20 protein-coding genes are annotated in these 20,811 nt (G+C 39.7%); 9 read left to right on the forward strand and 11 right to left on the reverse strand.

Translation table 11 applies throughout. From position 1 onward, the window contains the following. Positions 1–80: 80 nt before the first annotated feature. Positions 81–272, forward strand: a complete 192-nt coding sequence (locus AC1Q59_RS22570) for a YfhD family protein (protein ID WP_492368118.1) — start codon at positions 81–83, stop codon at positions 270–272. Positions 273–572: 300 nt separating this feature from the next. Here the strand turns inward: AC1Q59_RS22570 and AC1Q59_RS22575 are convergent, their stop codons facing one another. The 5 genes from AC1Q59_RS22575 to AC1Q59_RS22595 form a co-directional block, all read right to left on the reverse strand. Then, entirely contained in the window at positions 573–2,393 is a 1,821-nt protein-coding gene (locus AC1Q59_RS22575; RefSeq protein ID WP_492368119.1) for an ABC transporter ATP-binding protein, read from the reverse strand. Then, positions 2,386–4,116: an ABC transporter ATP-binding protein gene (locus AC1Q59_RS22580; protein ID WP_492368120.1), complete on the reverse strand. Its 1,731-nt coding sequence runs from the start codon at positions 4,114–4,116 to the stop codon at positions 2,386–2,388. The genes AC1Q59_RS22575 and AC1Q59_RS22580 overlap by 8 nt, the downstream gene beginning before the upstream one ends. Positions 4,117–4,340: 224 nt before the next feature. Further along, positions 4,341–4,841, reverse strand: coding sequence for a hypothetical protein (locus AC1Q59_RS22585; protein WP_492368121.1), 501 nt, complete (start codon positions 4,839–4,841; stop codon positions 4,341–4,343). Positions 4,842–4,918: 77 nt separating this feature from the next. Beyond that, a complete protein-coding gene (locus tag AC1Q59_RS22590) occupies positions 4,919–5,908 on the reverse strand; it encodes a diaminopimelate dehydrogenase (protein ID WP_492368159.1) in 990 nt (329 codons plus the stop codon). Between the two features lie 127 nt (positions 5,909–6,035). After that, positions 6,036–6,794, reverse strand: a complete 759-nt coding sequence (locus tag AC1Q59_RS22595) for an NRDE family protein (RefSeq protein WP_492368122.1) — start codon at positions 6,792–6,794, stop codon at positions 6,036–6,038. Positions 6,795–6,877: 83 nt separating this feature from the next. On the opposite strand from AC1Q59_RS22595, the gene AC1Q59_RS22600 reads away from it, so the two are divergent. Together AC1Q59_RS22600 and AC1Q59_RS22605 are read left to right on the forward strand one after the other, a co-directional pair. After that, on the forward strand, positions 6,878–7,252 hold the full coding sequence (locus AC1Q59_RS22600; RefSeq protein WP_492368123.1) for a DUF1360 domain-containing protein: 375 nt from the start codon (positions 6,878–6,880) through the stop codon (positions 7,250–7,252). 129 nt (positions 7,253–7,381) lie between these two features. Continuing rightward, entirely contained in the window at positions 7,382–8,629 is a 1,248-nt protein-coding gene (locus AC1Q59_RS22605) for a CynX/NimT family MFS transporter (protein WP_492368124.1), read from the forward strand. Positions 8,630–8,643: 14 nt separating this feature from the next. Here AC1Q59_RS22605 and hemG read toward each other — a convergent pair whose 3' ends face one another. Continuing rightward, on the reverse strand, positions 8,644–10,029 hold the full coding sequence (hemG, locus tag AC1Q59_RS22610; protein ID WP_492368125.1) for a protoporphyrinogen oxidase: 1,386 nt from the start codon (positions 10,027–10,029) through the stop codon (positions 8,644–8,646). Between the two features lie 191 nt (positions 10,030–10,220). Here hemG and AC1Q59_RS22615 point away from each other — a divergent pair, with 191 nt between their 5' ends. After that, positions 10,221–10,577 (forward strand): DoxX family protein, encoded by a 357-nt coding sequence (locus AC1Q59_RS22615; protein WP_492368126.1) that lies wholly within the window; start codon positions 10,221–10,223, stop codon positions 10,575–10,577. Positions 10,578–10,667: 90 nt separating this feature from the next. Here the strand turns inward: AC1Q59_RS22615 and AC1Q59_RS22620 are convergent, their stop codons facing one another. Together AC1Q59_RS22620 and AC1Q59_RS22625 are read right to left on the reverse strand one after the other, a co-directional pair. After that, positions 10,668–11,651 (reverse strand): proline dehydrogenase family protein, encoded by a 984-nt coding sequence (locus tag AC1Q59_RS22620; RefSeq protein WP_492368127.1) that lies wholly within the window; start codon positions 11,649–11,651, stop codon positions 10,668–10,670. Positions 11,652–11,810: 159 nt separating this feature from the next. Then, positions 11,811–13,061: an MFS transporter gene (locus AC1Q59_RS22625; RefSeq protein WP_492368128.1), complete on the reverse strand. Its 1,251-nt coding sequence runs from the start codon at positions 13,059–13,061 to the stop codon at positions 11,811–11,813. 787 nt (positions 13,062–13,848) lie between these two features. Between AC1Q59_RS22625 and AC1Q59_RS22630 the strand changes: the two genes are divergently transcribed. The 5 genes from AC1Q59_RS22630 to AC1Q59_RS22650 all read left to right on the forward strand — a co-directional run bounded on the left by AC1Q59_RS22630 (position 13,849) and on the right by AC1Q59_RS22650 (position 17,594). Continuing rightward, the gene (locus tag AC1Q59_RS22630) at positions 13,849–13,995 is read left to right on the forward strand and encodes a cytochrome c oxidase subunit 2A (RefSeq protein ID WP_492368129.1); all 147 of its coding nucleotides are present in this window, start codon (positions 13,849–13,851) and stop codon (positions 13,993–13,995) included. 12 nt (positions 13,996–14,007) lie between these two features. Next, positions 14,008–14,469, forward strand: coding sequence for a cytochrome c oxidase subunit II (locus AC1Q59_RS22635; protein WP_492368130.1), 462 nt, complete (start codon positions 14,008–14,010; stop codon positions 14,467–14,469). Positions 14,470–14,483: 14 nt separating this feature from the next. Then, entirely contained in the window at positions 14,484–16,169 is a 1,686-nt protein-coding gene (locus tag AC1Q59_RS22640) for a cbb3-type cytochrome c oxidase subunit I (RefSeq protein WP_492368131.1), read from the forward strand. Positions 16,170–16,401: 232 nt separating this feature from the next. Further along, on the forward strand, positions 16,402–17,034 hold the full coding sequence (locus AC1Q59_RS22645) for an SCO family protein (RefSeq protein WP_492368132.1): 633 nt from the start codon (positions 16,402–16,404) through the stop codon (positions 17,032–17,034). Beyond that, positions 17,034–17,594: a hypothetical protein gene (locus AC1Q59_RS22650; RefSeq protein WP_492368133.1), complete on the forward strand. Its 561-nt coding sequence runs from the start codon at positions 17,034–17,036 to the stop codon at positions 17,592–17,594. The genes AC1Q59_RS22645 and AC1Q59_RS22650 overlap by 1 nt, the downstream gene beginning before the upstream one ends. A 106-nt stretch (positions 17,595–17,700) precedes the next feature. Here the strand turns inward: AC1Q59_RS22650 and AC1Q59_RS22655 are convergent, their stop codons facing one another. The 3 genes from AC1Q59_RS22655 to pabB all read right to left on the reverse strand — a co-directional run bounded on the left by AC1Q59_RS22655 (position 17,701) and on the right by pabB (position 20,776). Then, positions 17,701–17,934, reverse strand: a complete 234-nt coding sequence (locus AC1Q59_RS22655) for a hypothetical protein (RefSeq protein WP_492368134.1) — start codon at positions 17,932–17,934, stop codon at positions 17,701–17,703. 96 nt (positions 17,935–18,030) lie between these two features. Continuing rightward, the gene (locus AC1Q59_RS22660; RefSeq protein ID WP_492368135.1) at positions 18,031–18,981 is read right to left on the reverse strand and encodes an ABC transporter substrate-binding protein; all 951 of its coding nucleotides are present in this window, start codon (positions 18,979–18,981) and stop codon (positions 18,031–18,033) included. Between the two features lie 19 nt (positions 18,982–19,000). Next, entirely contained in the window at positions 19,001–20,776 is a 1,776-nt protein-coding gene (pabB, locus tag AC1Q59_RS22665; RefSeq protein ID WP_492368136.1) for an aminodeoxychorismate synthase component I, read from the reverse strand. Positions 20,777–20,811: the final 35 nt, after the last annotated feature.

Genomic DNA, 20,811 nt, shown 5'->3' on the forward strand with positions numbered 1-20,811 from the left:
AATATTGCTGAAAAAGCAAATAATAAGTTGTGGAAACACCTTAAGCGTTTCCCTAATCAAAGCTGAAAGGGGTTATTGCCATGGGCCGTTCACGCGGACAAAGATCTCGGGATAAAAACAAAGCAACACTGCCACAAGTACCTCAAAATATGAAGTCAGATGGTGTAGACGAGGAATTTTCACAGGAGCTTGCTGATCAAGCGGATCTTGAAGCACAGGCACGTGCAAATGCTGCCAATCAAAGGGTAAAAGGAAAGCAAAGAAGAAGTTAATTAAGAAAAGTGCAAGGCGGCGGTCAAGGTGCCTGAAGCTGAACAATTCTTAAAGCAGGGAGCCGATAAATCTCGGCTTCCTTTTTTAGTTGTGAACAAGTTTATCCACAAATATGTGGATATTGTGCATAAGTGCTATGAGACTTTGGTATGTATAGTCCGAAAGTTCCACAAGGAAAATCCCTATTTTCTGTGGATAATGTGGATAAACCTGTGGACCATTTAATATTACTGGATTTTTCGTGTGGATAAACAGTGAAAAAATGGAGACAGAAGAACTCTTCCTATCCCCAATAATGCTTAATTGTCTGCTTTCCCCTGCAGGCTATAGTAAAAGCCCTTCTTCTGAAGTAAAGCTTTATGTGTGCCTTCTTCAATTATCCGGCCCGAATCAAGAACAAAAATCCTGTCAGCACTTTGAATCGTATTTAGACGATGGGCAATAACAAAGCATGTTCTATCTTTCATCAGTTCTTTTAAAGCTTCTTGAATTTTAATCTCAGTGACGGTATCGATGCTGCTTGTCGCCTCATCTAAAATTAAAATGGATGGGTTTGCTAAAAAAGCCCTGGCAATAGACAGCAGCTGCTTTTGCCCCTGACTAATCCCGCTTTCATCCTGACCAAGTATCGTGTCATATTGATCTGGCAGCCTTGAGATAAAGGTATGGGCATTGGCCATTTTCGCCGCTTCAATAACCTCTTCTTCAGAAGCATCGAGCCTTCCATAACGAATATTCTCTCTGACCGTTCCTTGAAACAAAAAGGAATCCTGCAGAACAAAGCCCATATGACTTCTGAGGCTCTCCTTTTTCACAGTGGCAATATCCTTGCCATCAATAAAAATCGCCCCGTTATCCACCTCATAGAATCGCGATAGTAAATTGATCATCGTTGTTTTTCCCGCACCGGTGGGACCGACAAACGCTGCAGTCTCTCCTGGATATACATGCAGGTTAATATTTTTCACAGTGCTGTCTTCTTCATAGGAAAAGGAAACATCCCTGAACTCTACTTCCCCTGTTACTTCAGCAAGTTCCATTCCGTTTTCTTGCTGAAGTTCATCCTTTTCCTCAAGGATTTCAAATACCCTTTGGGCACCGGCGATAGCCGATAGCAATGTGTTGAATTGATTGGCTAAGTCGTTTAAAGGACGTGTGAATTGCCGTGAATACTCAGCAAAAATAACAATAACACCAATCGTAATCATCCCTTTTAAGGCAAATATCCCGCCAATGCCAGCGATAATCGCAAAGCTCACATGATTTAATACGTTCATCAGCTTTGGGATAAATCCTGAATACGTCTGCGCCCAAAACCCTGATAATTTCAGGCTCTGTGCCTTTTCTAAAAATTCATCGGTCATTCTTTTTTCCTGCGAGAAGGTCTTAACAATCCGCTGGCCGGAAATAGTTTCTTCGATAAAGCCATTTAAGTCCCCAAGATTTTTTTGCTGTTCTTTAAATAGCACCCTTGTCCGTTTGGTAATCCACTTCATCCCGAAAAACATAATGGGCACAATAACCAGCATGATCAAGGTCAAAATTGGACTGAGCCAAAGCATGACTGATACGGTGCCAATAAGCGTAAGCAGACTTGAAAAGATCTGAATGACAGAACTATTCAGCGTAGAACTGACATTTTCAATATCATTTGTAATCCTGCTCATTAATTCCCCAGTCTGCCGTTTATCAAAAAAGGAAATGGGAAGCTTATGCAAATGATGAAAAAGATTGGTTCTCATTTCAAAAACAGTATTTTGGGCAATGCCGATCATCCAAATGTTTTGATACCAGATAGAGAGTGAATGAATCACATAGATAAGTGCTAGACATGCTAACAAAGTGAATAGGCCCTGGCTATTTTTAGCTACTATGTAGTTGTCTATTGCCTTTCCTAATAAAAATGGCCCTAATAATCCCAAAAGAGAACTGACTACAACTAAGAAAAGCACAAGCAGTAATCGCCTCTTATGTATAGAAAGATATACCCATATTTTTTTTAGCGTACCCCTCATATTTTTTTTCTTTACCATTTGCTCTGAGGAAGTCTGAAAGGAGTTCTCCTTTATTAATACCTCACTCTTTTTATAAAAAAATGGTTTCAAAAGCTCGCTAAGCATAGCTTCTTCCCTCTTCTCTCAGCTGGGACTGGTTAATTTTCCTATAGAGTTCAGAACTTGCCAACAAAGAATCATGTGTTCCTTTTGTAAGGAGCCTGCCGTTTTCCAGAAGCAAAATATAATCAGCTTTCATTGCGGTACTTACTTTTTGGGTAATAATTAATGTTGTGCAGGTATATGATTTGAGGTCCGCCAGCAAGTCAGCTTCTGTTTTTAAATCAAGTGCGCTTGTGCTGTCATCTAGAAGCAGAATCTTTGGCTTTCTTACCAGCGCCCTGGCAATAGACAGTCTCTGCTTTTGTCCTCCGGAAAGGTTCACACCCTTTTGGCCAATCTTTGTTTCAAACTGATTTGGAAGCTTCTTAATTGTTTCATAAATTTGCGCATGCTTGACAGCCATGGTGATTTCTCTTTCAGATGCTTTCTCCTTGCCCCATGAGATATTTTCTTTAATTGAACCGCTAAATAATAGAGCTTCCTGTGGAACAAAGCCAATTTTTCTTCTCAAGTTTTCTATCTTCATATCACGGACATCGATCCCATCGATCAAAACCTTGCCTTCACTCACATCATATAGCCTAGGGATGAGCTGGAATAGTGATGATTTTCCCGAACCAGTGGCTCCCATGACAGCGATTGTTTGCCCCGGCTGAACAATGAAACTCATATTCTCAATGGCTGGCGTCTTAGCATTAGGGTGCTGGAAAGTGACATTCTGAAACTCTATTTTTCCCTCTTTTACAAGAAGGGAAGATTTATCTAGGTGAGAATCGGATAAATCAATATCCACGTCAAGAACCTCAGCAATCCTTTTTGATGAAGCACGGGCTCGCGAGAAGGCCATGATAATAAAAGAAAAGACGAAAAATGCACTTGTCATTCTTGTTGCATAGTTTACGATAGCAACTACTTCGCCAACCTGGACACCGCCGTTATCCACATGTATGCTTCCAAACCAAAGAACGCCAAGAATACTCATATTCATAATAAAGAGCAGGATTGGCATGGTTATTTCCATTAGCCTCAATGCCTTGATTGTCTGATCTTTCAGGTTTCCATTTGTCTTGGCAAATCGTTTTTCCTCATGTTTTCTTCTGGCAAAGGCCTTGATAAGACGGATGCCCGTTAAGTTTTCCCTCATTACGCCATTAACAGAATCCAGCTTTTCCTGGACGCTTTTAAAAAGCTTTCCGCCTTTATTCATGACAAAGATCAGAAAAGTAAATAAAAACGGTACAACTATAGATAAAATAAAGGCAAGCTTAATATTGATCGTAAAAGCCATGATAAGGCTGCCGATGATTAACAATGGTGCTCTGAGCATAATGCGCAGACTCATAAACACCGTGTTTTGGATTTGGGTGATATCATTGGTCATTCTTGTAATTAGAGATGACGCAGGAAAGGAGCTGAAGTTCGCAAAAGAGAAGGATTGGATCTTTTTAAAAAGGCTTTTTCTGACATCAAATCCGAAGCTTTGGCTAACATGGGCAGAATAAAATGAATTAATCACTCCCGCTGCAAAAGACAGCAGCGAGACAGCTGCCATGATTAATCCCCATTTGATGACTGCTTGTAAATCGCTCTGCAAAATTCCCTCATCAATGATTTTCGCCATAAAAAGAGGCTGGATAAGCTCAACTGCCAGTTCTGTCAGCGTTAGAGAAAGCGCGGCCGCTACAGCGATCCTGTACGGCTTTAAATAAGCTAAAACCTTTAACATAATGTCCTCCCGAAGCTGTAAATATTTCGAAGCCCAAAATAATATATCCCTATCATAAATGATTTGAGTGAATTTTTAAACAACATTATGCAGAGGGTTTTATCCATTAAAAAAATGTCCAATATAATGGACATTTCTTTAACGCTTTAACGTATCGGGGGCCTGTCCCCCGTTGCTTTAATGCTTTAAATGGTTGGGGGCCTGTCCCCCGTTGCTTTAGTGGGTTAAAGCTGTGCTTGGTATTCATGCTGGATGAGCAGGTTTATTGTATGGTGTTCTTGCGGGTTTTGGGCATTTATTTTTTCTTTTAGGACTGATTGGCTATTTTGGTGGCCTGTTAAGAGGATGACCCAGTTTCCTGCCAATGTTTCTTGAAGTCTATTAATCTTTTCAACAGGTAATTTGATATTCTCCAATCTTCCTGGTGATGCTGCGAAGTCCATTCCCGCTTCGATGCTGAATACTTCTTTAAGCCATATTTGCAATCCGCCCATTGTATTAAATTTCATTTGATAGCCGCTTTTTATCGCCGTCTCTAAATCTTCCTCATGCTCAGCTGCATAAGAGAGAAATTGATCATACTTGAAATGCTCATCCTCAGCTGCTTTAAAAAGTGAAGCATCGCCAGATTTAACACCTGCCAGCAGTTCCTCTGCTGTAATACCATAATTTCTTGCTCGTTCTAATAAAATAGCCGTCATTTGCGAAATCCTTACTATAGCCATCTAATTGCTCCTTTATAAAAAATAAGACACGGGATCGATTCCCGTGTCCTAGGGACAATCAAACTGCCCCAATGTAATTATAGAAGATCTTTTCTTAAATCTTCTGCAGATTTTGGTGAGATGTAGACAGGCGGTACTTCAAAGACTGATTTCGCACCAGCTTGTCCTTCTTTATTCAAACGGTATGCTGCACGTGCATAGGCAACTAACACGCTTGAAGTGAATTCAGGATTGCTGTCAAGGTTAAGAGAGTATTCAATGATTTGCTTGTTGCCCTCTGAACCTGTATTTCCGCCGCGAATGACAAATCCGCCGTGAGGAAGTTTTGAATGTTCTGCTTTTAACTCTTCTTCAGTAATGAAGTGCACTTCTGTTTTATATTCATCAAAATAGTTTGGCATTGTTTTAATTGTTTCCTCGATTTTAGCCTGGTCATAGCCTTCTTCAGCAACAACATAGCAAACGCGAAGGTGCTTCTCTGCAGTGGAAAGTTCTGGATTTTCGCCGCTTCTTACTCTATCCATAGCTTCTTCAACTGGAACTGTGTATTGTACTCCGTTCTTAACGCCTTCAACACGGCGAATCGCATCTGAGTGGCCTTGGCTGACACCCTTGCCCCAGAATGTATAAGTTTGGCCATCCGGTAAAATTGCCTCAGAATACAGACGGTTAATGGAGAATAAACCTGGATCCCATCCAACAGAGATGATGCCAATCTTTCCGTTCTCTTTTGCCTCTTTATCTACAGATGCAAAATACTCTGGAATTTTTGCATGTGTATCAAAGCTGTCAACTGTATTAAACATTTGTACAAATTGAGGGCCTTGTTCAGGAAGGTCGGTTGCAGAACCACCGCATAAAATCATGACGTCAATTTGATCTTTATAGTTTTCTGCTTCAGAAATATGTAATACTTTTGCATTTGTATTTTGCACATTTAGGCTTTCTGGAGATCTTCTAGTAAAAATTCCAACAAGCTCTATGTCCTCACATTTATTGACAGCATCTACTACTCCGCGTCCAAGATTTCCGTAACCAACAATTCCTAACTTAATTTGATTGCTCATCATCCTACCTCCATTGCAGTTTAAATATAAAGAATTCTTTACATTTTTCAATAATACAGCTTTTTTGCCCTGATGACAATAAAAACTTTATTGTGGTAAAGTTTTACAATGGTAACGCATACAAAGATTATGAAATAGAAATATTAAATGACTGTTCGCTAATTTTTTCATTGGCGTATACACGCTCATTGTACTCAATTCCCTCATTACTCATTAGCAGTACCGTTGAGCTTCTCGTCCCGTATCCCTCGCTTTTAATAAAAATCGGGGATAATGTCCGTTCCCATTCCAGTGAAACCCCAGTTTTCGGTAAGTCATCGTCAGCTGCAGGATCAGCATTATTTAAAAGCTGAAAAAGCTTTTCGGATTGAACGTGCTTTTGTTCCTTCACTAATGCAGCCAATCCTTCCTTTCCGCGCGTCACCTTTGGCCAGCCTGTATTTAATAGATGATTGCTGACACCATAAATACCCGGTTTAAGCTTTAAAATCTGATTTTCAATATTTGAGTAGTAATACAGCTCTTTTAAATCACCAGCCAACAAGTTATAGCCAGGATAACTTTCCCTATTGCGGGAAATTATCTTTAAATACTCTTCAGGCCGGCTGCTTCCCTTCAAATATTCTGCAACAAGCTCGCCCCGAGAACGCTTTCCATCAGTTTGCTCTTTTGGATTGCGAAAATTTGTTAATGCGGCAAATCTCCCATTTTTTGATACACCCATCCATGTTCCCATTTTTTCAAGATCCCTGCCTGCTAAAATCTCCGGCTCATCCTCCCAAAAGTGTGCATTCGCCGTAGGGCGCTGGTAATATTCATCTCGATTTGCTGCGACCACTAGTCTATATTTCGGATGTACATCATAAGCGAAAAGAATTAAACACATGTTTGAACCTGCCTTCGTCATCATATTAAATATATTATAGGGAATTTTCGGCAATAATGTAAAAAAAAGAGCTTAGGAGGCAATTGCTTTTGGACCTATCCTGGATGGCATTTATCATGATTATTTTAGCAAGCTATCGGCTAACACACTTAATTGTTTTTGATAAAATAGCAGAACCATTGCGCAACGTTTTTCTAAAAGAAAAAGAAAATAAAAGTCACGAAATCAAAAAGGTTCCCAAATCTTTAATCGGTTATCTGCTAACATGCTATTGGTGCACCGGCGTCTGGTCTGCCATTTTTCTTGGCCTTATGCACCTGTTTCTTCCTTCGATTGCCAAATACATTATCTTTATTCTGGCCATTGCAGGCGGCCAGGCCATACTGGAAACCTTTGTGGGTGTTAATATTAAGAAAACTGCCTATTATGATCATCAAATCAAGCAGGACAACAGCTAATGGGGATATACTTTTATTTTGGGCTTCCCCCTTGGCCATTCTCCTGCCTTCTTATACTCCTCTATATACAAAATTCAAAATATTCATTATAATATTCGGGTACCGAAGTTTATTTTTCCGGGGGATATTATGATGAAAAGCTCATTGAACACAAAGAATCAATATCAGGGCCGTATTTTACTAATTTTAGGTATTATTTTCGTCGCTTTCACATTAAGACCAGCACTTACTTCCGTTGGTCCTTTAACAAGCGCAATCCGTGCGGAGACAGGCATGTCAAACGGAGCTGTCGGTCTTGTAACAACACTCCCGCTCATTGCCTTTGGGCTGCTTTCCCCTGTTGTTTCTAGAATCGCCCGCAAATTCGGAATTGAATTAAGCGTTCTAATCGGTTTAATTATATTAGGTGCCGGAATTATTCTTCGCTCGACAAACACGATCTTTCTGCTTTTTGCAGGAGCAGCAATTATTGGCTTTGGCATTGCTATTTGCAATGTACTTCTTCCTGGGATTGTAAAACAATCTTTTCCTAAGAAAGTGGGTTTGATTACCGGTATCTATACTTTATCGATGGGTATATGTGCTGGCCTGGCTCCTGGCCTTAGCATTCCTCTTGCAGAATCCCTTGGTTTGGGATGGAGACTGTCACTTGGCACTTGGATTATTATGATCATCCTTGCTATATGCTTTTGGATACCGCAGTTAAAAAGGAAACGCAGCGCAGCCGTGCGTTCAGCTGAAAATCATTCTAAGGATCCGTCTATTTGGCTTTCCCCGATTGCCTGGCAGGTTACGCTTTTTATGGGCCTGCAATCACTGGCTTACTTCAGTATAACTCCATGGCTGCCGGAAATACTTCACGGCAAAGGATATGATTTAGCTGTTGCTGGCTGGATGGTTACTCTTCTTCAGTTTTCTGGGCTTCCGGCAAATCTTATTATTCCCGTTTTGGCTGACAGGCTTCCGAACCAAAAAGGGATTGCTCTTGCTATTGGTCTCATAAATATAACCGGATTGATCGGATTGCTCTTTAGTACAAATAAAATCTTAACGATATGCTGCATTGCATTAATTGGGATTGCCCTGGGTGCAGCTATAAGCCACTCATTAACACTTATCGGTTTGCGGGCAGCTAATGCCAAACAAGCAGCTGATCTTTCGGGCATGGCACAGTCTGTCGGATATCTTTTATCAGCACTTGGACCTTTCGTAATGGGGTTCCTTTATGATCTTTTCCACTCATGGTCACTTCCGATCTTCGTGATTATGATAATTACCATTATATTTACTGTTTCAGGTATCGGCGCAGGACGAAACCAATATGTTTTTCAAGAACATTCCGCTCAACAAAAAGAAGCCCCTTCTACGATAGCGTAGAAAGGGCTTTACCTTTATAGATTTGCAATAATTTTCTTTGCCGTATTTTCACCGCTTTCAATACAGACAGGGACACCTACACCATAGTAAGAGCAGCCCGCAGGGTAGATTCCAGGGTATTTTTCCTGCAAGACATCTTCAAGATTCTTGACTGACTGCGGGTGGGTCAGCAGGTAATTTGGCATCTGATCAGACCAGTTTGTTACCTGGCTTGTGATTGGCTCAGCCGTGATACCCAAGCTTTTTTCAATATCCGAAAGGGCAGTCTTTAGAAGTTCCTCTTCACTTAGATTCTTAAGACCAGCGAAGGCTGGATGACTGCTCTTGTAAAACAGCCGAACAAGAAGGTTTCGTGTTTTGGATGTATGCTCCCATTTCCTGCTTGTCCATGTGCAGGCATTGCATGAAAGCTCGTCAGTATCAGCCGTAATAAATCCAGTTCCATCTTTTGGCAGAACACTGTCAGGAACATCAAAGCCAACATAGACACTGATAAGTGAGCTATTTTTAAAATTGGAAAAAACATTTTCAAGCTCTGAATCAACTAACAGTTTTTCTGCTTCAGAGTGCGGAATACTTAACACTATATAATCAGTTTCGACCACTTCACCGTTAGCAAAAGTAACAAGATAATGCTGATCCCTTTTTTCGATCTTCGCGGCTTTTGTATTTTTGTAAATATCCACACCGTTTAATTTTGCTTCATAGGCATCAATGAGAGTTTTTAGCCCATTGTTGAATGAGAGAAATTTTTCTCCGCCTCTATTTTGATATTTTTCTTTATTCGCTTCAAAACCTTTTATAATGCTTCCATATTCATTTTTATACTGAAGTACAAACGGAATCGTCGATTCAATAGTCAAATCGCTTAAATTTCCGGAATAGACGCCGGAAAGGACAGGAGCAATTTGCTTTTCCACTAATTCCTTGCCAAAAAAGCATTCCAAAAATGAGCCAATGGAATCCGTTTTGGTGAATGTCTCATTCTTCACATATAAGTCCTTAAGCGCCTCTACTTTCCCTTCTGCGGAAACTAATGTGCTTTTTGCCAATGATTCAACTGTTGTTGGGATCCCGAATAAGGAATCATCAGGAATCGGTTTAATTTCTCCATCAACATATATATACGAGCGGCCCGCTGTATTATAGACGACCTCATTTTCTAATCCAAGCTCTTTTATGAACGACATTTCGGTTACTTTGCGGGCTACAAGCGAGTCTGCTCCTTCTTCCATTAGAAAGCTGCTGTCTCTTTTGGTCTTTAGTTTTCCTCCAAGCTCTGGTGAGCCCTCTGCAAGAATAAGACGGACATCAGATGAATGTTCTTTTTTCCATTTATTTAATTCATACATAGCTGATAAACCTGTAATACCTCCGCCAATAACCATGACTGTTTTCATCTAGTGCACCTCATTTAGCTTTTGATAAAAAAAGTGTACCATACCAAACTTACTTCTCCTATGACATATATCATCTGTCATAAACCTGCCACTTTTTCTTGAAGTATTAACTTTTACAAAATTTAGCAACAGTTTATTTGTGACTGTTTATCCACCATTCGCATACATTGGTATGAAAGGAGGGATAAGCTATGCATTATTCTGCTGAAAAACTTGTACGCTATGCGGTTGCCTATGTATTCATCGTTTCCGCCCTTTTAGCATTTATTAGCCCAGATATGGAAGCGTATTTTATTAGCTTAGGCTTGCCGATTCATCTCATGTATTTAGTAGCTGTAACCGAATTAATATGCGGGGGGTTAATCCTGCTAAATAAACACGTTAGTACAGCGGCCATTCCCTTAATGATCATTATTGTTGCCTCCATCATCCTAACAAAACTTCCAACCCTTAATACCGGTATCCTTCAGTTCGCCTATAACGCAAGACTGGATATCGTCATGCTCATCCTGCTCTACATTCTATACAAAGCAAAAAAGCACCACTAGTGCTTTTACACTTTAAAGGAAAGGGGGTCAGTCCCCCATCGCTTTAAAGCGATGGGGGACTGACCCCCGTTATATTAACGCAATAAAGTATTATTTGCGTTTACCTTTTTTTGTTAGTCTGCCTAGGACAAATGCACCTGCAGCGACACCTAGGACAGTGTTTGTTTTCTTAGTGAATACTTGTTTTGCAACAAGATTTAGGTTTTGCGGTCTTTCTGCAAGACGGCGCATAAAGTAGCCATACCAATCTTGACCAAAAGGTACATATGTTGTAAAGTTGTATCCCTCTTTTGCAAGATCTAGCTGCATTTCTTTTCTAAATCCATAAAGCATTTGGAATTCGAATTTATCATTAGAGATATTATTTCTTTTTACGAAATCCTTAACATGGTTAATGATATTATGGTCATGCGTTGCAATAGAAGTAAATTTACCATTCAGTAAATGCCATTCAATTAGTTTAATAAAGTTTCTATCAATATCTTTCTTATCCTGGTACGCATATTGTTCAGGCTCTTTATAAGCACCTTTAACAATGCGAAGACGGAAGTCTTTATATTTTTCAAGGTTTTCCTGAGCATTATAGAAATATGCTTGGATAACCGTTCCTACATTATCATATTCCTTTGAAAGCTCATCTAAAATATCGAAGGAAGGCTGTAAATGGCTGTAATCTTCCTGATCAATATTAATGAACATATTATATTCATTTGCTTTTGCAACGATTTCTCTTAGATTTGATAAGGCAAAATCATAATCAATATCTAAACCTAATTGAGTTGGCTTTAGAGAAATATGTGCGTCCGCTTGGTTTTCATGAATTGCTTCAATAACCTTAAGAATTTGTTCTTTTGCTTGGGTTGCTTCTTCTCTTTCGAAAACAAATTCCCCTAAATTATCTACTGTACAAGAAATACCATGGGCATTAAGCTCTTTAATACTTTTAATTGTTTCTTCAATATTTGTTCCAGCCACAACACTTTGAGCACCTAGTTTTAATCCATATTTTTTAGCAGTTGCATTAAGAAATTGGTTCTGTGACAGACCAATGAAAAAGTCCTTTAAAATAGGCATGGCAATTTCTCCTTGTATTTTTTTATTATCATTATATCACGCTTTTATTTAAATTAATGTTTTGTAAATACTCAAAATAATTAAGGAAGCAGAGGTAAAAACCTTGCTTCCTTAATTATTTCTTTCCCAATATATTATCTTCAATATTATAATCAAGTATTACTTTTCAGCTAATTTGGCATTTGCAAAAGAAGCCATCTGCCGCTTTTCACTTGAGCGGTTTTCAGTTTCTCCCTTTTTCAGACTGAGCATAAAGATGAAGGAAATGATATACAATCCTGCAAGGTATGTCATAGCTACTGTCATATCATAAGATTGTAAGAGATATCCTACTAGGATGGGAGATAATCCCCCAACAGCCCGTCCAAAGTTGAAAATTGTATTGGTCGCTGTACTTCTGATTCCTACATTGTAAAGACTTCCAATTAAAGCTCCATAGCCGGCAAACATTCCATTTGAAAAGAATCCTACGATGGCTCCTCCTATCAATACTCCAGCACTTCCTTCCGCAAAAGCGTATAGGAATACAGCAGCCGCCGAAGCGAGAAGGAAAATTCCATATGAACGTTTGATGCCAATTCGGTCAATGAACTGTCCAAATGTGAGCATTCCGATAATCATTCCAACTGCCGTACTTATCGTCCAAATCGCCGAACCTGAAACTGATAAACCTTGGGACTGCTGCAGCATGGATGGCAGCCAAATCATTAATCCATTGTAGCCAGCAATTTGAACGGTAGCCATTATTGCTAGAGCGATTGTGGTCATAGCCGTTTTCGGTGTGTTGAATAGCTGTATAAGCTTTCCTTTTTCTTTTACCTTTGCAGCTTTTTTCTCTTTCTGTGAAGCAAGCCATTCAGGTGACTCATCTAAGTTCTTTCGTACGATAAAGGCAAAGATAACAGGGACAATACCGACGAAGAATAATGCTCTCCAGCCAAGAGTTGGAAGAATCATAGCACTAAGAAGCGCAGCAAGAATAACGCCATATTGTGCTCCTACACTAACGTATGATGAAGCTCTGCCCTGTTTATTCTTTGGCCATGCCTCAGCAACAAGGGCCATTCCGATTCCATACTCACCGCCGGCACCCAGGCCAGCAATAAATCTGAAGAGGTATATTTGTTCAATGTTTGATGCCATACCAGTTAAGGCTGTTCCGACTGCAAATAATAGGACCGTATAAGTGAAGATCTTCACCCTGCCAAACTTATCTGCAAGAATTCCGAAGACTACACCGCCGGCTAGCATACCGATATTTGTAATAGAAGAAATAAGTCCGCCTGTCGCAAAATCTATTTGGAAATGAGCGACAATCATTGACATGGCAAATGAGATAAACATGATGTCCATGCCTTCTAATGTTAAACCTGCTACTGATGCTACTACTGTTTTTTTACGATAATCCATTGTTGTTTCCCTCCATTATCATTGTTTGAGGGAATGGAAAATTCTCTTTTCCATTCTCTTTACAAGTCTCACAGGACATGCTTAAAAGAGATATATTCTCTTAAAATTAGGCCGTTGATTTCCGTTCCAGGCGCTTCGCTTTCAGGGGGCGTTTTGCGAGCCTCCTCGGAACGATCGTTCCTGCAGGGTCTCACTTCAACGCTGATCCCCCAGGAGTCTACGCACCTTCCACTCCAATCAACTAAGCGGTTAAAATCAACATTAAGCTTTGACACTGCCTAAAAAATAAATGCCCTTTTCGTCTCAGAGGACAAAAAGGGCATAGAATGACATAGTTACTCCTACTATTGCGCCCTTCTCGGCCTCTCTGGACCGTATTAAAGGTATTTATTTTCTGTTTCTAATATTATCACGCATAAAATAATGATTCAACAAAAAAATGATAGGATATTAATTCCAATCGCTTTTAACTGTCACCGAACACTTTTCCACCATTTATTTACATCATCATGTTGTTCCCCATCCTTTTAGATGCCTATTTTATTTTTGTTCAATAATTTGTCACTTTTTCTATATTCGCCCTATTTCCTTTTTAAATCATGAAAACAGTGATAATACCGCGGTTTGCGGGTTCTTGGCCAATTTCATTTTTCATAAATTTATGGTTTAAACAAGCCAATTTATTATTTTTATTAAAAAAGAACTTTTGCATGTGATGCAGTTCACTTCTGTGATAATCATTCGCAACTATTATGTAGGTATGAACCAAACAAGGAGGGAATAAAAGATGGGAGCTGCTAAACCAAATCACGGAAAAAAAGGGTCTAAAGAAAACGAAACAATGGTAGGTACCTTTTTTTCAGTAGGTGTTGTCGGAGCTGTTATTTTATTCACGTATATAGTTCTATACGGCCTATTTATGGCTAGATTCTAAGGGGGGAAAATCATGCATCGTTCTGAGAAAGTTTGGCTAACATTAAGCTTCGGTATGATCATGTTATTTATGATTTTTGCTGGCTATCAAGCATTTGCGCTGGAGATGGGACCTCCAAGCAATGAGGAAAGAATCGATCCGCAAAAAGTGGATCAAACAGCACCATTTGACCAGCCAGGGGTAAAACAAATTGGTGAAAATGAATATGAAGTTGTCATGACTTTACAAATATTTAGCTTCAACCCAGGTAAAATTGAAATTCCTGCTGGATCAACTGTTCATTTTACTCTTACTTCTAAAGATGTTGTTCACGGATTTGAAATTGCTGAAACAAACGTCAATGCAATGGTAATGCCTGGATATGTACAAAAAATTACTCAAAAGTTCGATAAGCCTGGAGAATATTTAGTTTTATGTAATGAATATTGCGGTGCCGGTCACCAGTTAATGGCAACTACCATTACGGTGAAATAAAGGGGGGATTTTAGATGGAAGCGGTAATAAAAACTGCAAGCTTTAAGGAAAAAACAAATAAAGTAATGGGTGTAAACCCTCTTGATGCGAAATTATCTAAATCATATTTCTTAGTAACATTTATCGCACTATTGCTTGGCGGTACCTTTGGATTAATGCAAGGTTTAAACCGCGGCGGCCTTTTAGAACTGCCATCATGGCTTAACTACTATCAAGTCTTAACAGCACATGGTTTACTTCTAGTTGTGGTATTCTCAGCATTCTTTACAATCGGTTACTTCTATGCTGGTATGTCACATACTTTGGGAGGTCTTCTTCCAAAAGTACGTAAAATGGGATGGATTGGCTTCTGGCTAAAAATGATCGGATTAGTGCTTGTAGTTATTCCGGTTTTGATGAATGAAGCATCTGTTATGTACACATTCTATCCGCCAATGGCTGCACACCCAGTGTTCTACTTTGGTCTAGTCTTTGTCGTCTTAGGAATTTGGATGTGCTCTATTGGGGCATTTGTTCAAGTAGCAAACTGGAGAAAGAATCATAAAGGACAGCATCTTCCAATCCTTTCTTTCTTTGCAACTGGTGTATTTGTTCTATTAGTTGGTGCCACTGCCTTTGTAGCAGTTGAAGTACTCTTTATGATCATTCCTTGGACACTTGGCTGGGTGGATACCATCAATGTCATGGTTGCCCGTACACTATTTTGGGCATTCGGCCATACAGCCGTTAACATCTGGTATTTAACAGCAGTATCTGCATGGTATGTCATCATACCAAAAGTTGCCGGCGGAAGACGCTGGAGCGATTTATTAACTCGTGTTGTTGTTATTGCCCTTGTTATTATGAATATTACAGGTGGATTCCACCACCAGATCGTTGACCCTGGTATCTCACAAACTGTTAAGTTTATGCACGTATTTATGAGTTTAGCCATTGGATTCCCTTCATTAATGACTGCATATGCACTATTTGCAGTACTAGAAAAAACTGCAAGAGCCAAAGGCGGCAAAGGAATCTTAGGCTGGTATAAAGCATTACCATGGGGCGATGTTCGTTTCTTAGCACCATTTATCGCAATGGCTGCCTTCATCCCTGCTGGTGCTGGCGGTATTGCTCAAACAACAAACCAATTAGACCAGGTTGTTCATAACACTATGTGGATTGTAGGACACTTCCACTTAACATTAGGTATGTCTGTAGCAATGACATTCTTTGGATTAAGCTACTTCTTAGTTCCATATGTATCAGGTCGTGTTTTAACACCAAAAATAAATAGATTAGGTGTTATCCAAACCATCCTTTGGACAATTGCCATGATCTTAATGTCAGGATCTATGCATACAGTAGGATTATTTGGTTCACCACGTAGAACTTCTTTCTCAACTTATTTTGATAATGCAACTGCCTTGAGCTGGAGCCCATATTTAATCATGATTGCAATTGGTGCAACAGCATTATTCATCGCAGTGCTTATCCAAGTGTATGCCGTATTCAATATGATGTTCTTTGCACCAAAAGGTGAAACAGAATTCCCAATTGCAGACGTTGAAGAAGGAGCAACTAAAACTCCATATTGGACTGAACGCTGGGGACTTTGGGTAGTACTTGGGATTGTCGTTATTGCCATGGCTTATGTCATCCCATTAACTGACTTTATCGTAAATGCACCTCCAGGATCACCTCCATTCAAGACTTGGTAATTAGAAAAGCTCAGCGCCTTGATAAGGCGCCGCCCAATCAAGAAACTTTTATTATATGAGATAGCTCAACTGCTTGGGCTATCTCATAATGAAACGGTATAAAATCGGCACCTAGGACAAGGAAACGATTATTACAAGCTGGTGCAAGCGGGCGTTAAGCTCGTTTGCACCCCTAATTAATTTATTTACCAACATTGCCACCTTTTTAAAAAGAAATTGGGAAGTGATCTCCATGATCAAAAACCGGAACAGCAGGATCGCAGCTACTATCGTTTTAGTATTCGGGATTATCTTGTTTTATGTTGGTACAGATGGATTCAAAGCCTATACAGCTGAAACAGCAAGGGTCAATGACCTGCTTCAAGAAAAGCCTATGTTTCCAGAAGTAACGCTCGAGGATAGCAATGGACATACCTATCCCTTCTCCGAATTTAAGGATAAATACGTCTTTATTACTTTCCTTTACACATCCTGTGCAACCGTATGTCCTAAATTAGAGTTGAATATGTCTCAGGTATATGATCTTATACCAAAGGAATATTTTGGAGAAGATATTGTCTTTTTAAGCATCAGTTTTGATCCTGAGAGGGATACTCCTGAAACATTAAATAGATACAAAGATGCGTTTCACAGCGATGGGGTAACCTGGAGAATGGCAAGAATTCCAAATCAAAAAGAATTAAATTCTTTATTGGATGAATTCGGGGTTATCGTTATTCCGGATGGTCAAGGGAATTTCACACATAACTCTGCGTTTTACCTTGTCAATCCTAACGGCCAGCTGATCGATGTAATGGATTATACAAAAGTGAATGAAGCAGCAGATAAAGTTACTAGAATTCTTAAAAATGAAACGGAGGAATAATGATGAATCAATCATCTCTCGGTTTTTACCTGCTCATCTTCTTAGCTATTCCTCCGGTTGCTCATTTAATGGAATCCGTAATGATTATTCATATGCATATGCAGATGCCAATGCTGATTATTGCAGGAGTTTTAATGGCACGTTTTTTCCAATTACGGTTTCCTAAGTTCTTCGAAAAATGGAATAGCGACGGTATACCTGGCATCTTACTATTTGTCATTGTTATGGGATATTGGATGCTCCCTCGAACAATGGATGAGGCACTTGAAATCCAGGCCGTTGAAATCTTTAAATTTATTAGTCTCCCATTTTTAGCAGGAGTTCCGCTTCGCGACAGCTGGAAAAAACTGAAGCCAATTGGAAAAAACGTTATTTTCGTTCTTTTTACCATTATTTTTGCGATCGTTGGCTGGATGTACATTTTCTCAGATGACCAAATTTGCAATAACTATTTAGTCATTGAACAAATCACACTTGGCTGGGGCTTTTTAACAATGGCATTAAGCATTATCATCTACCTGTTTTATGCAACCTTTACTGACCCTAGCAAATACGAATAAACAATTATTGCGCAGTTTTATTTTTTCAGAAGCCACCCTTAGAAAAGCCAGGGTGGCTTTTATTATTATTTCTACTCCCACTTTTAAACAGTAACTGCCTGTTTTTTTATTTTTGTTGCTGGCTTTCATTAAGCTCATCCATTAATTGCTTCGTTCTTTTCGCATTTCCTTCAGCAAAGTTTTCCAGTCGCTCTTTTAGCTGATCGTCATCATGAATGCGTTCGGCTGTTATTAAGTAGGTCCGCATTAAATCCTCTTCCACATCTATGGAATGCTTCAGAACCTCCTGAAGATTTGCTTTCTCTTCACTAGACTCTTTTCCAGTCATTTTTTGACTCATTTAGAAACCTCCTTTTCTGCTTATCGTTCTCCATTTTAAATGCGGGTATCCATGAAAAAGGGCAGTTCTCTTTGAGAACTGCCTCCTGTCATATAGTTAAAATAATTCGGGATATGCTATTTTCGCTGCTAATTCAACAGCTTCGCCAATTCTTGGTCCTGGACGTGACATAATATCCGGGTCAAGGAAGAAGACCTTGTCATTTTTTACAGCATCTAAACTATCCCATCCTTGGCGTGATTTTATTTCTGCGATTGGGTCATCTGCATAGTTAACCGTAGTCACAATAATATCTGGATTTTGTTTCAATATTTCTTCTTCAGAGACCTTAATCCACCCTTCTTGTTCACCAAAGATATTCTCTATGCCTGCCTTTTGTAAAATTCCCTGCTGGAATGTATTCTTTCCTGTTGTATAAATATCTGGCGAAGGGCTAATTTCAAAATAAACGCGCTGTTTTTTGTCAATGTCAGCTAATTTATTTTCAACCTCCGTTACTTTCGTCTGAATATTGGCAGCTAACTCTTCTCCTTTATCCTTTACACCCATAACTTCAGAAATTTGTTTAATATCATCATACACATCTTCAAAAGTAAGTGCCGATTGAATAATAAATACAGGAATCCCGGCATCCTCTATCGGCTTTATGGCAGTTTCATCACCGTTCGAAAAGGCAAATACAACATCTGGATTAAGTTCAAGAATGCGTTCGGCATTGATATTAACAGCATCCGCTACGCGTTCTAATTTGCTTGTCTCCTCGGGATAGTTATCAAACTCATTTACAGCGATAACTTTATCTCCCACACCCAGAGCGAATAAGGTTTCAGTATTGCTTGGCTGCAAGGAAATAACGGTTTCTGGTATTTTTTCAAGCTTAACTTCTTTTCCCCGGTCATCCTTTACCGTATACGAACTGGTTTCTTCTGTTTTTGGCTGATTATTATCATTGGTTTCGACTTGATTATTGTCTGCAGATTGGCAGCCCGCAACCAAAACGGCAAGCATTACGATTGACAGCCAGCTAAATAATGTTACTTTTTTCATGATGTTTTCCTCCATGTAATTACCTATTTACTGCTAATTGCGGTGAATGGGTGTCTGTTAATTGAACTTCAACCCATCTTCGGACACTATTAATGAACCATATTCTTTCGCACTTTTTTAGATCAGATATGGTAAGTATTTTTTCACGGATTTCACCTGCTGCAATAAGCTTGCTGCGGAATGTTCCAGCGAGCAGCCCGCTTTGGACAGGGGGTGTCCATAATTCCCCATTTATCTGCAGAACTACATTCCCATTCGTGAATTCAGTCAGTTCCTCACTTTTATTCCAGAGAAGCACATCGAAAATATCTGAAGGCTTTTTCTCCTGGAATCGCGTGTAGATTGCTCTGTTAGTCGTCTTATGGAATAGGAAAGGCTCGTCGTTATCTATTGGCTGACTCCCAAGCATAACTTTCACTGCCCCTTCCTGCTTTGCTAATTCCTGTGCTTCCAGGGTCAGTTCGTTATTTTTTGATAAAAGCAAGCGAACTTTATAGACGCCACTGTTATTCTTGTCAGCAAATTCATGCAGTGCCTCTTTAATCTTTGCGAAATTACTTAAGAACCCAAAGTATTGTGCTGATTCTTCCAGGCGTTTTAGATGTTCTTCAATCAGAAAATAATCTCCATTTTCAAGCAATAAGCTTTCCAGCAGCTGGAACTCAGGGCGATTTTCCACAAGAAGTCTTGCTTTGGCAAGGATCTCGTCATATTCTCCATCCGGCGTTGAATCCCAGGTAATACCGCCGCCTACCCCATACACTGCCTTTCCGGTTTGATGCTCAATCAAAACCGTTCGAATCGGCACATTAAAAACCGCTTCCCTGTTTGGAGTAATAAAGCCAATCGTCCCGCAATAAACCTCACGCGGTGCAGTTTCTAGATCTGCGATAATTTTCATCGTGCTGATTTTTGGCGCACCAGTAATCGAGCCGCACGGGAAAAGTGCTTTAAAAATATCAGCAATCTGGGTATTTTCAGAGATTTTCGCCGTAATGGTAGAAGTCATTTGATGAACAGTCGGATAAGGTTCAATGTCGTAAAGCCTTGAAACGGCCACAGTCCCTTTATCCGCAATCATCCCTAAATCATTCCGCAGCAAATCAACGATCATGACATTTTCTGCACGGTTTTTTTCAGATTGATATAGCCATTTTGCATTTGCCTGATCTTCTTCATAGCTTCTTCCCCTTTTAACTGTTCCCTTCATAGGCTTAGTTGTAATGGTATCACCTTTTAAATGGAAGAAAAGCTCAGGTGAAGCAGATAGAATACTATGTTTACCGGTATGAATATAAGCGCAATAATTCGAAGACTGGGCTCTTTTTAGCTTTTGAAAATACGATAGATCATCGCCTTGAAAATCAGATTTCAGCCTGATTGTATAGTTCGTTTGATACGTATCGCCGCTCTCAATCGAGTCCTTTATGGAAATAATCGATTGATCATACTCTTCTTTGGTAACAGAAGGCTTCCATTCGGTGAGTGAGTAGTTCCCTTGACTTGATATCTCCTCGGAGACAGGCTCTGAAAAAATCCCGAACCAAAGAAGCGGCAGGGTCCCTCCTTCCACTACCTGAAAAGCTGAATCAAACGCAGGTGCACTTTCATAGGAAAGAAAGCCAGCAGCATAAAGCCCTTCATCAACTGCATCCTGAACAAGCTGAAAGCATGGCAAGACTTCTTCTAGCTTTCGAGCCTCAATTACCCTGATTGGCTTTCGAAAAGTAAGCGGCCTTACTTGGCCAGTCGAATCAGCAAACTCAAATGATAGTAATGGTTCATTTTGTTTCATGATAGCACATCCTTTTAAAAGCACGGGGACAGGTT

The sequence above is a fragment of the Cytobacillus sp. MT66 genome, from assembly GCF_058792595.1.

Bases quoted from the DNA above. Each gene is read 5' to 3' on its own strand.
- AC1Q59_RS22655 (WP_492368134.1), bottom strand. From the start codon at position 17,934: ATGAGTCAAAAAATGACTGGAAAAGAGTCTAGTGAAGAGAAAGCAAAT.
- hemG (WP_492368125.1), bottom strand. From the start codon at position 10,029: ATGAAAACAGTCATGGTTATTGGCGGAGGTATTACAGGTTTATCAGCT.
- AC1Q59_RS22660 (WP_492368135.1), bottom strand. From the start codon at position 18,981: ATGAAAAAAGTAACATTATTTAGCTGGCTGTCAATCGTAATGCTTGCC.
- AC1Q59_RS22580 (WP_492368120.1), bottom strand. From the start codon at position 4,116: ATGTTAAAGGTTTTAGCTTATTTAAAGCCGTACAGGATCGCTGTAGCG.
- AC1Q59_RS22640 (WP_492368131.1), top strand. From the start codon at position 14,484: ATGGAAGCGGTAATAAAAACTGCAAGCTTTAAGGAAAAAACAAATAAA.
- AC1Q59_RS22625 (WP_492368128.1), bottom strand. From the start codon at position 13,061: ATGGATTATCGTAAAAAAACAGTAGTAGCATCAGTAGCAGGTTTAACA.
- AC1Q59_RS22590 (WP_492368159.1), bottom strand. From the start codon at position 5,908: ATGAGCAATCAAATTAAGTTAGGAATTGTTGGTTACGGAAATCTTGGA.
- AC1Q59_RS22630 (WP_492368129.1), top strand. From the start codon at position 13,849: ATGGGAGCTGCTAAACCAAATCACGGAAAAAAAGGGTCTAAAGAAAAC.
- AC1Q59_RS22650 (WP_492368133.1), top strand. From the start codon at position 17,034: ATGATGAATCAATCATCTCTCGGTTTTTACCTGCTCATCTTCTTAGCT.
- AC1Q59_RS22615 (WP_492368126.1), top strand. From the start codon at position 10,221: ATGCATTATTCTGCTGAAAAACTTGTACGCTATGCGGTTGCCTATGTA.
- AC1Q59_RS22605 (WP_492368124.1), top strand. From the start codon at position 7,382: ATGATGAAAAGCTCATTGAACACAAAGAATCAATATCAGGGCCGTATT.
- AC1Q59_RS22585 (WP_492368121.1), bottom strand. From the start codon at position 4,841: ATGGCTATAGTAAGGATTTCGCAAATGACGGCTATTTTATTAGAACGA.
- AC1Q59_RS22635 (WP_492368130.1), top strand. From the start codon at position 14,008: ATGCATCGTTCTGAGAAAGTTTGGCTAACATTAAGCTTCGGTATGATC.
- pabB (WP_492368136.1), bottom strand. From the start codon at position 20,776: ATGAAACAAAATGAACCATTACTATCATTTGAGTTTGCTGATTCGACT.
- AC1Q59_RS22620 (WP_492368127.1), bottom strand. From the start codon at position 11,651: ATGCCTATTTTAAAGGACTTTTTCATTGGTCTGTCACAGAACCAATTT.
- AC1Q59_RS22645 (WP_492368132.1), top strand. From the start codon at position 16,402: ATGATCAAAAACCGGAACAGCAGGATCGCAGCTACTATCGTTTTAGTA.
- AC1Q59_RS22595 (WP_492368122.1), bottom strand. From the start codon at position 6,794: ATGTGTTTAATTCTTTTCGCTTATGATGTACATCCGAAATATAGACTA.
- AC1Q59_RS22575 (WP_492368119.1), bottom strand. From the start codon at position 2,393: ATGCTTAGCGAGCTTTTGAAACCATTTTTTTATAAAAAGAGTGAGGTA.
- AC1Q59_RS22570 (WP_492368118.1), top strand. From the start codon at position 81: ATGGGCCGTTCACGCGGACAAAGATCTCGGGATAAAAACAAAGCAACA.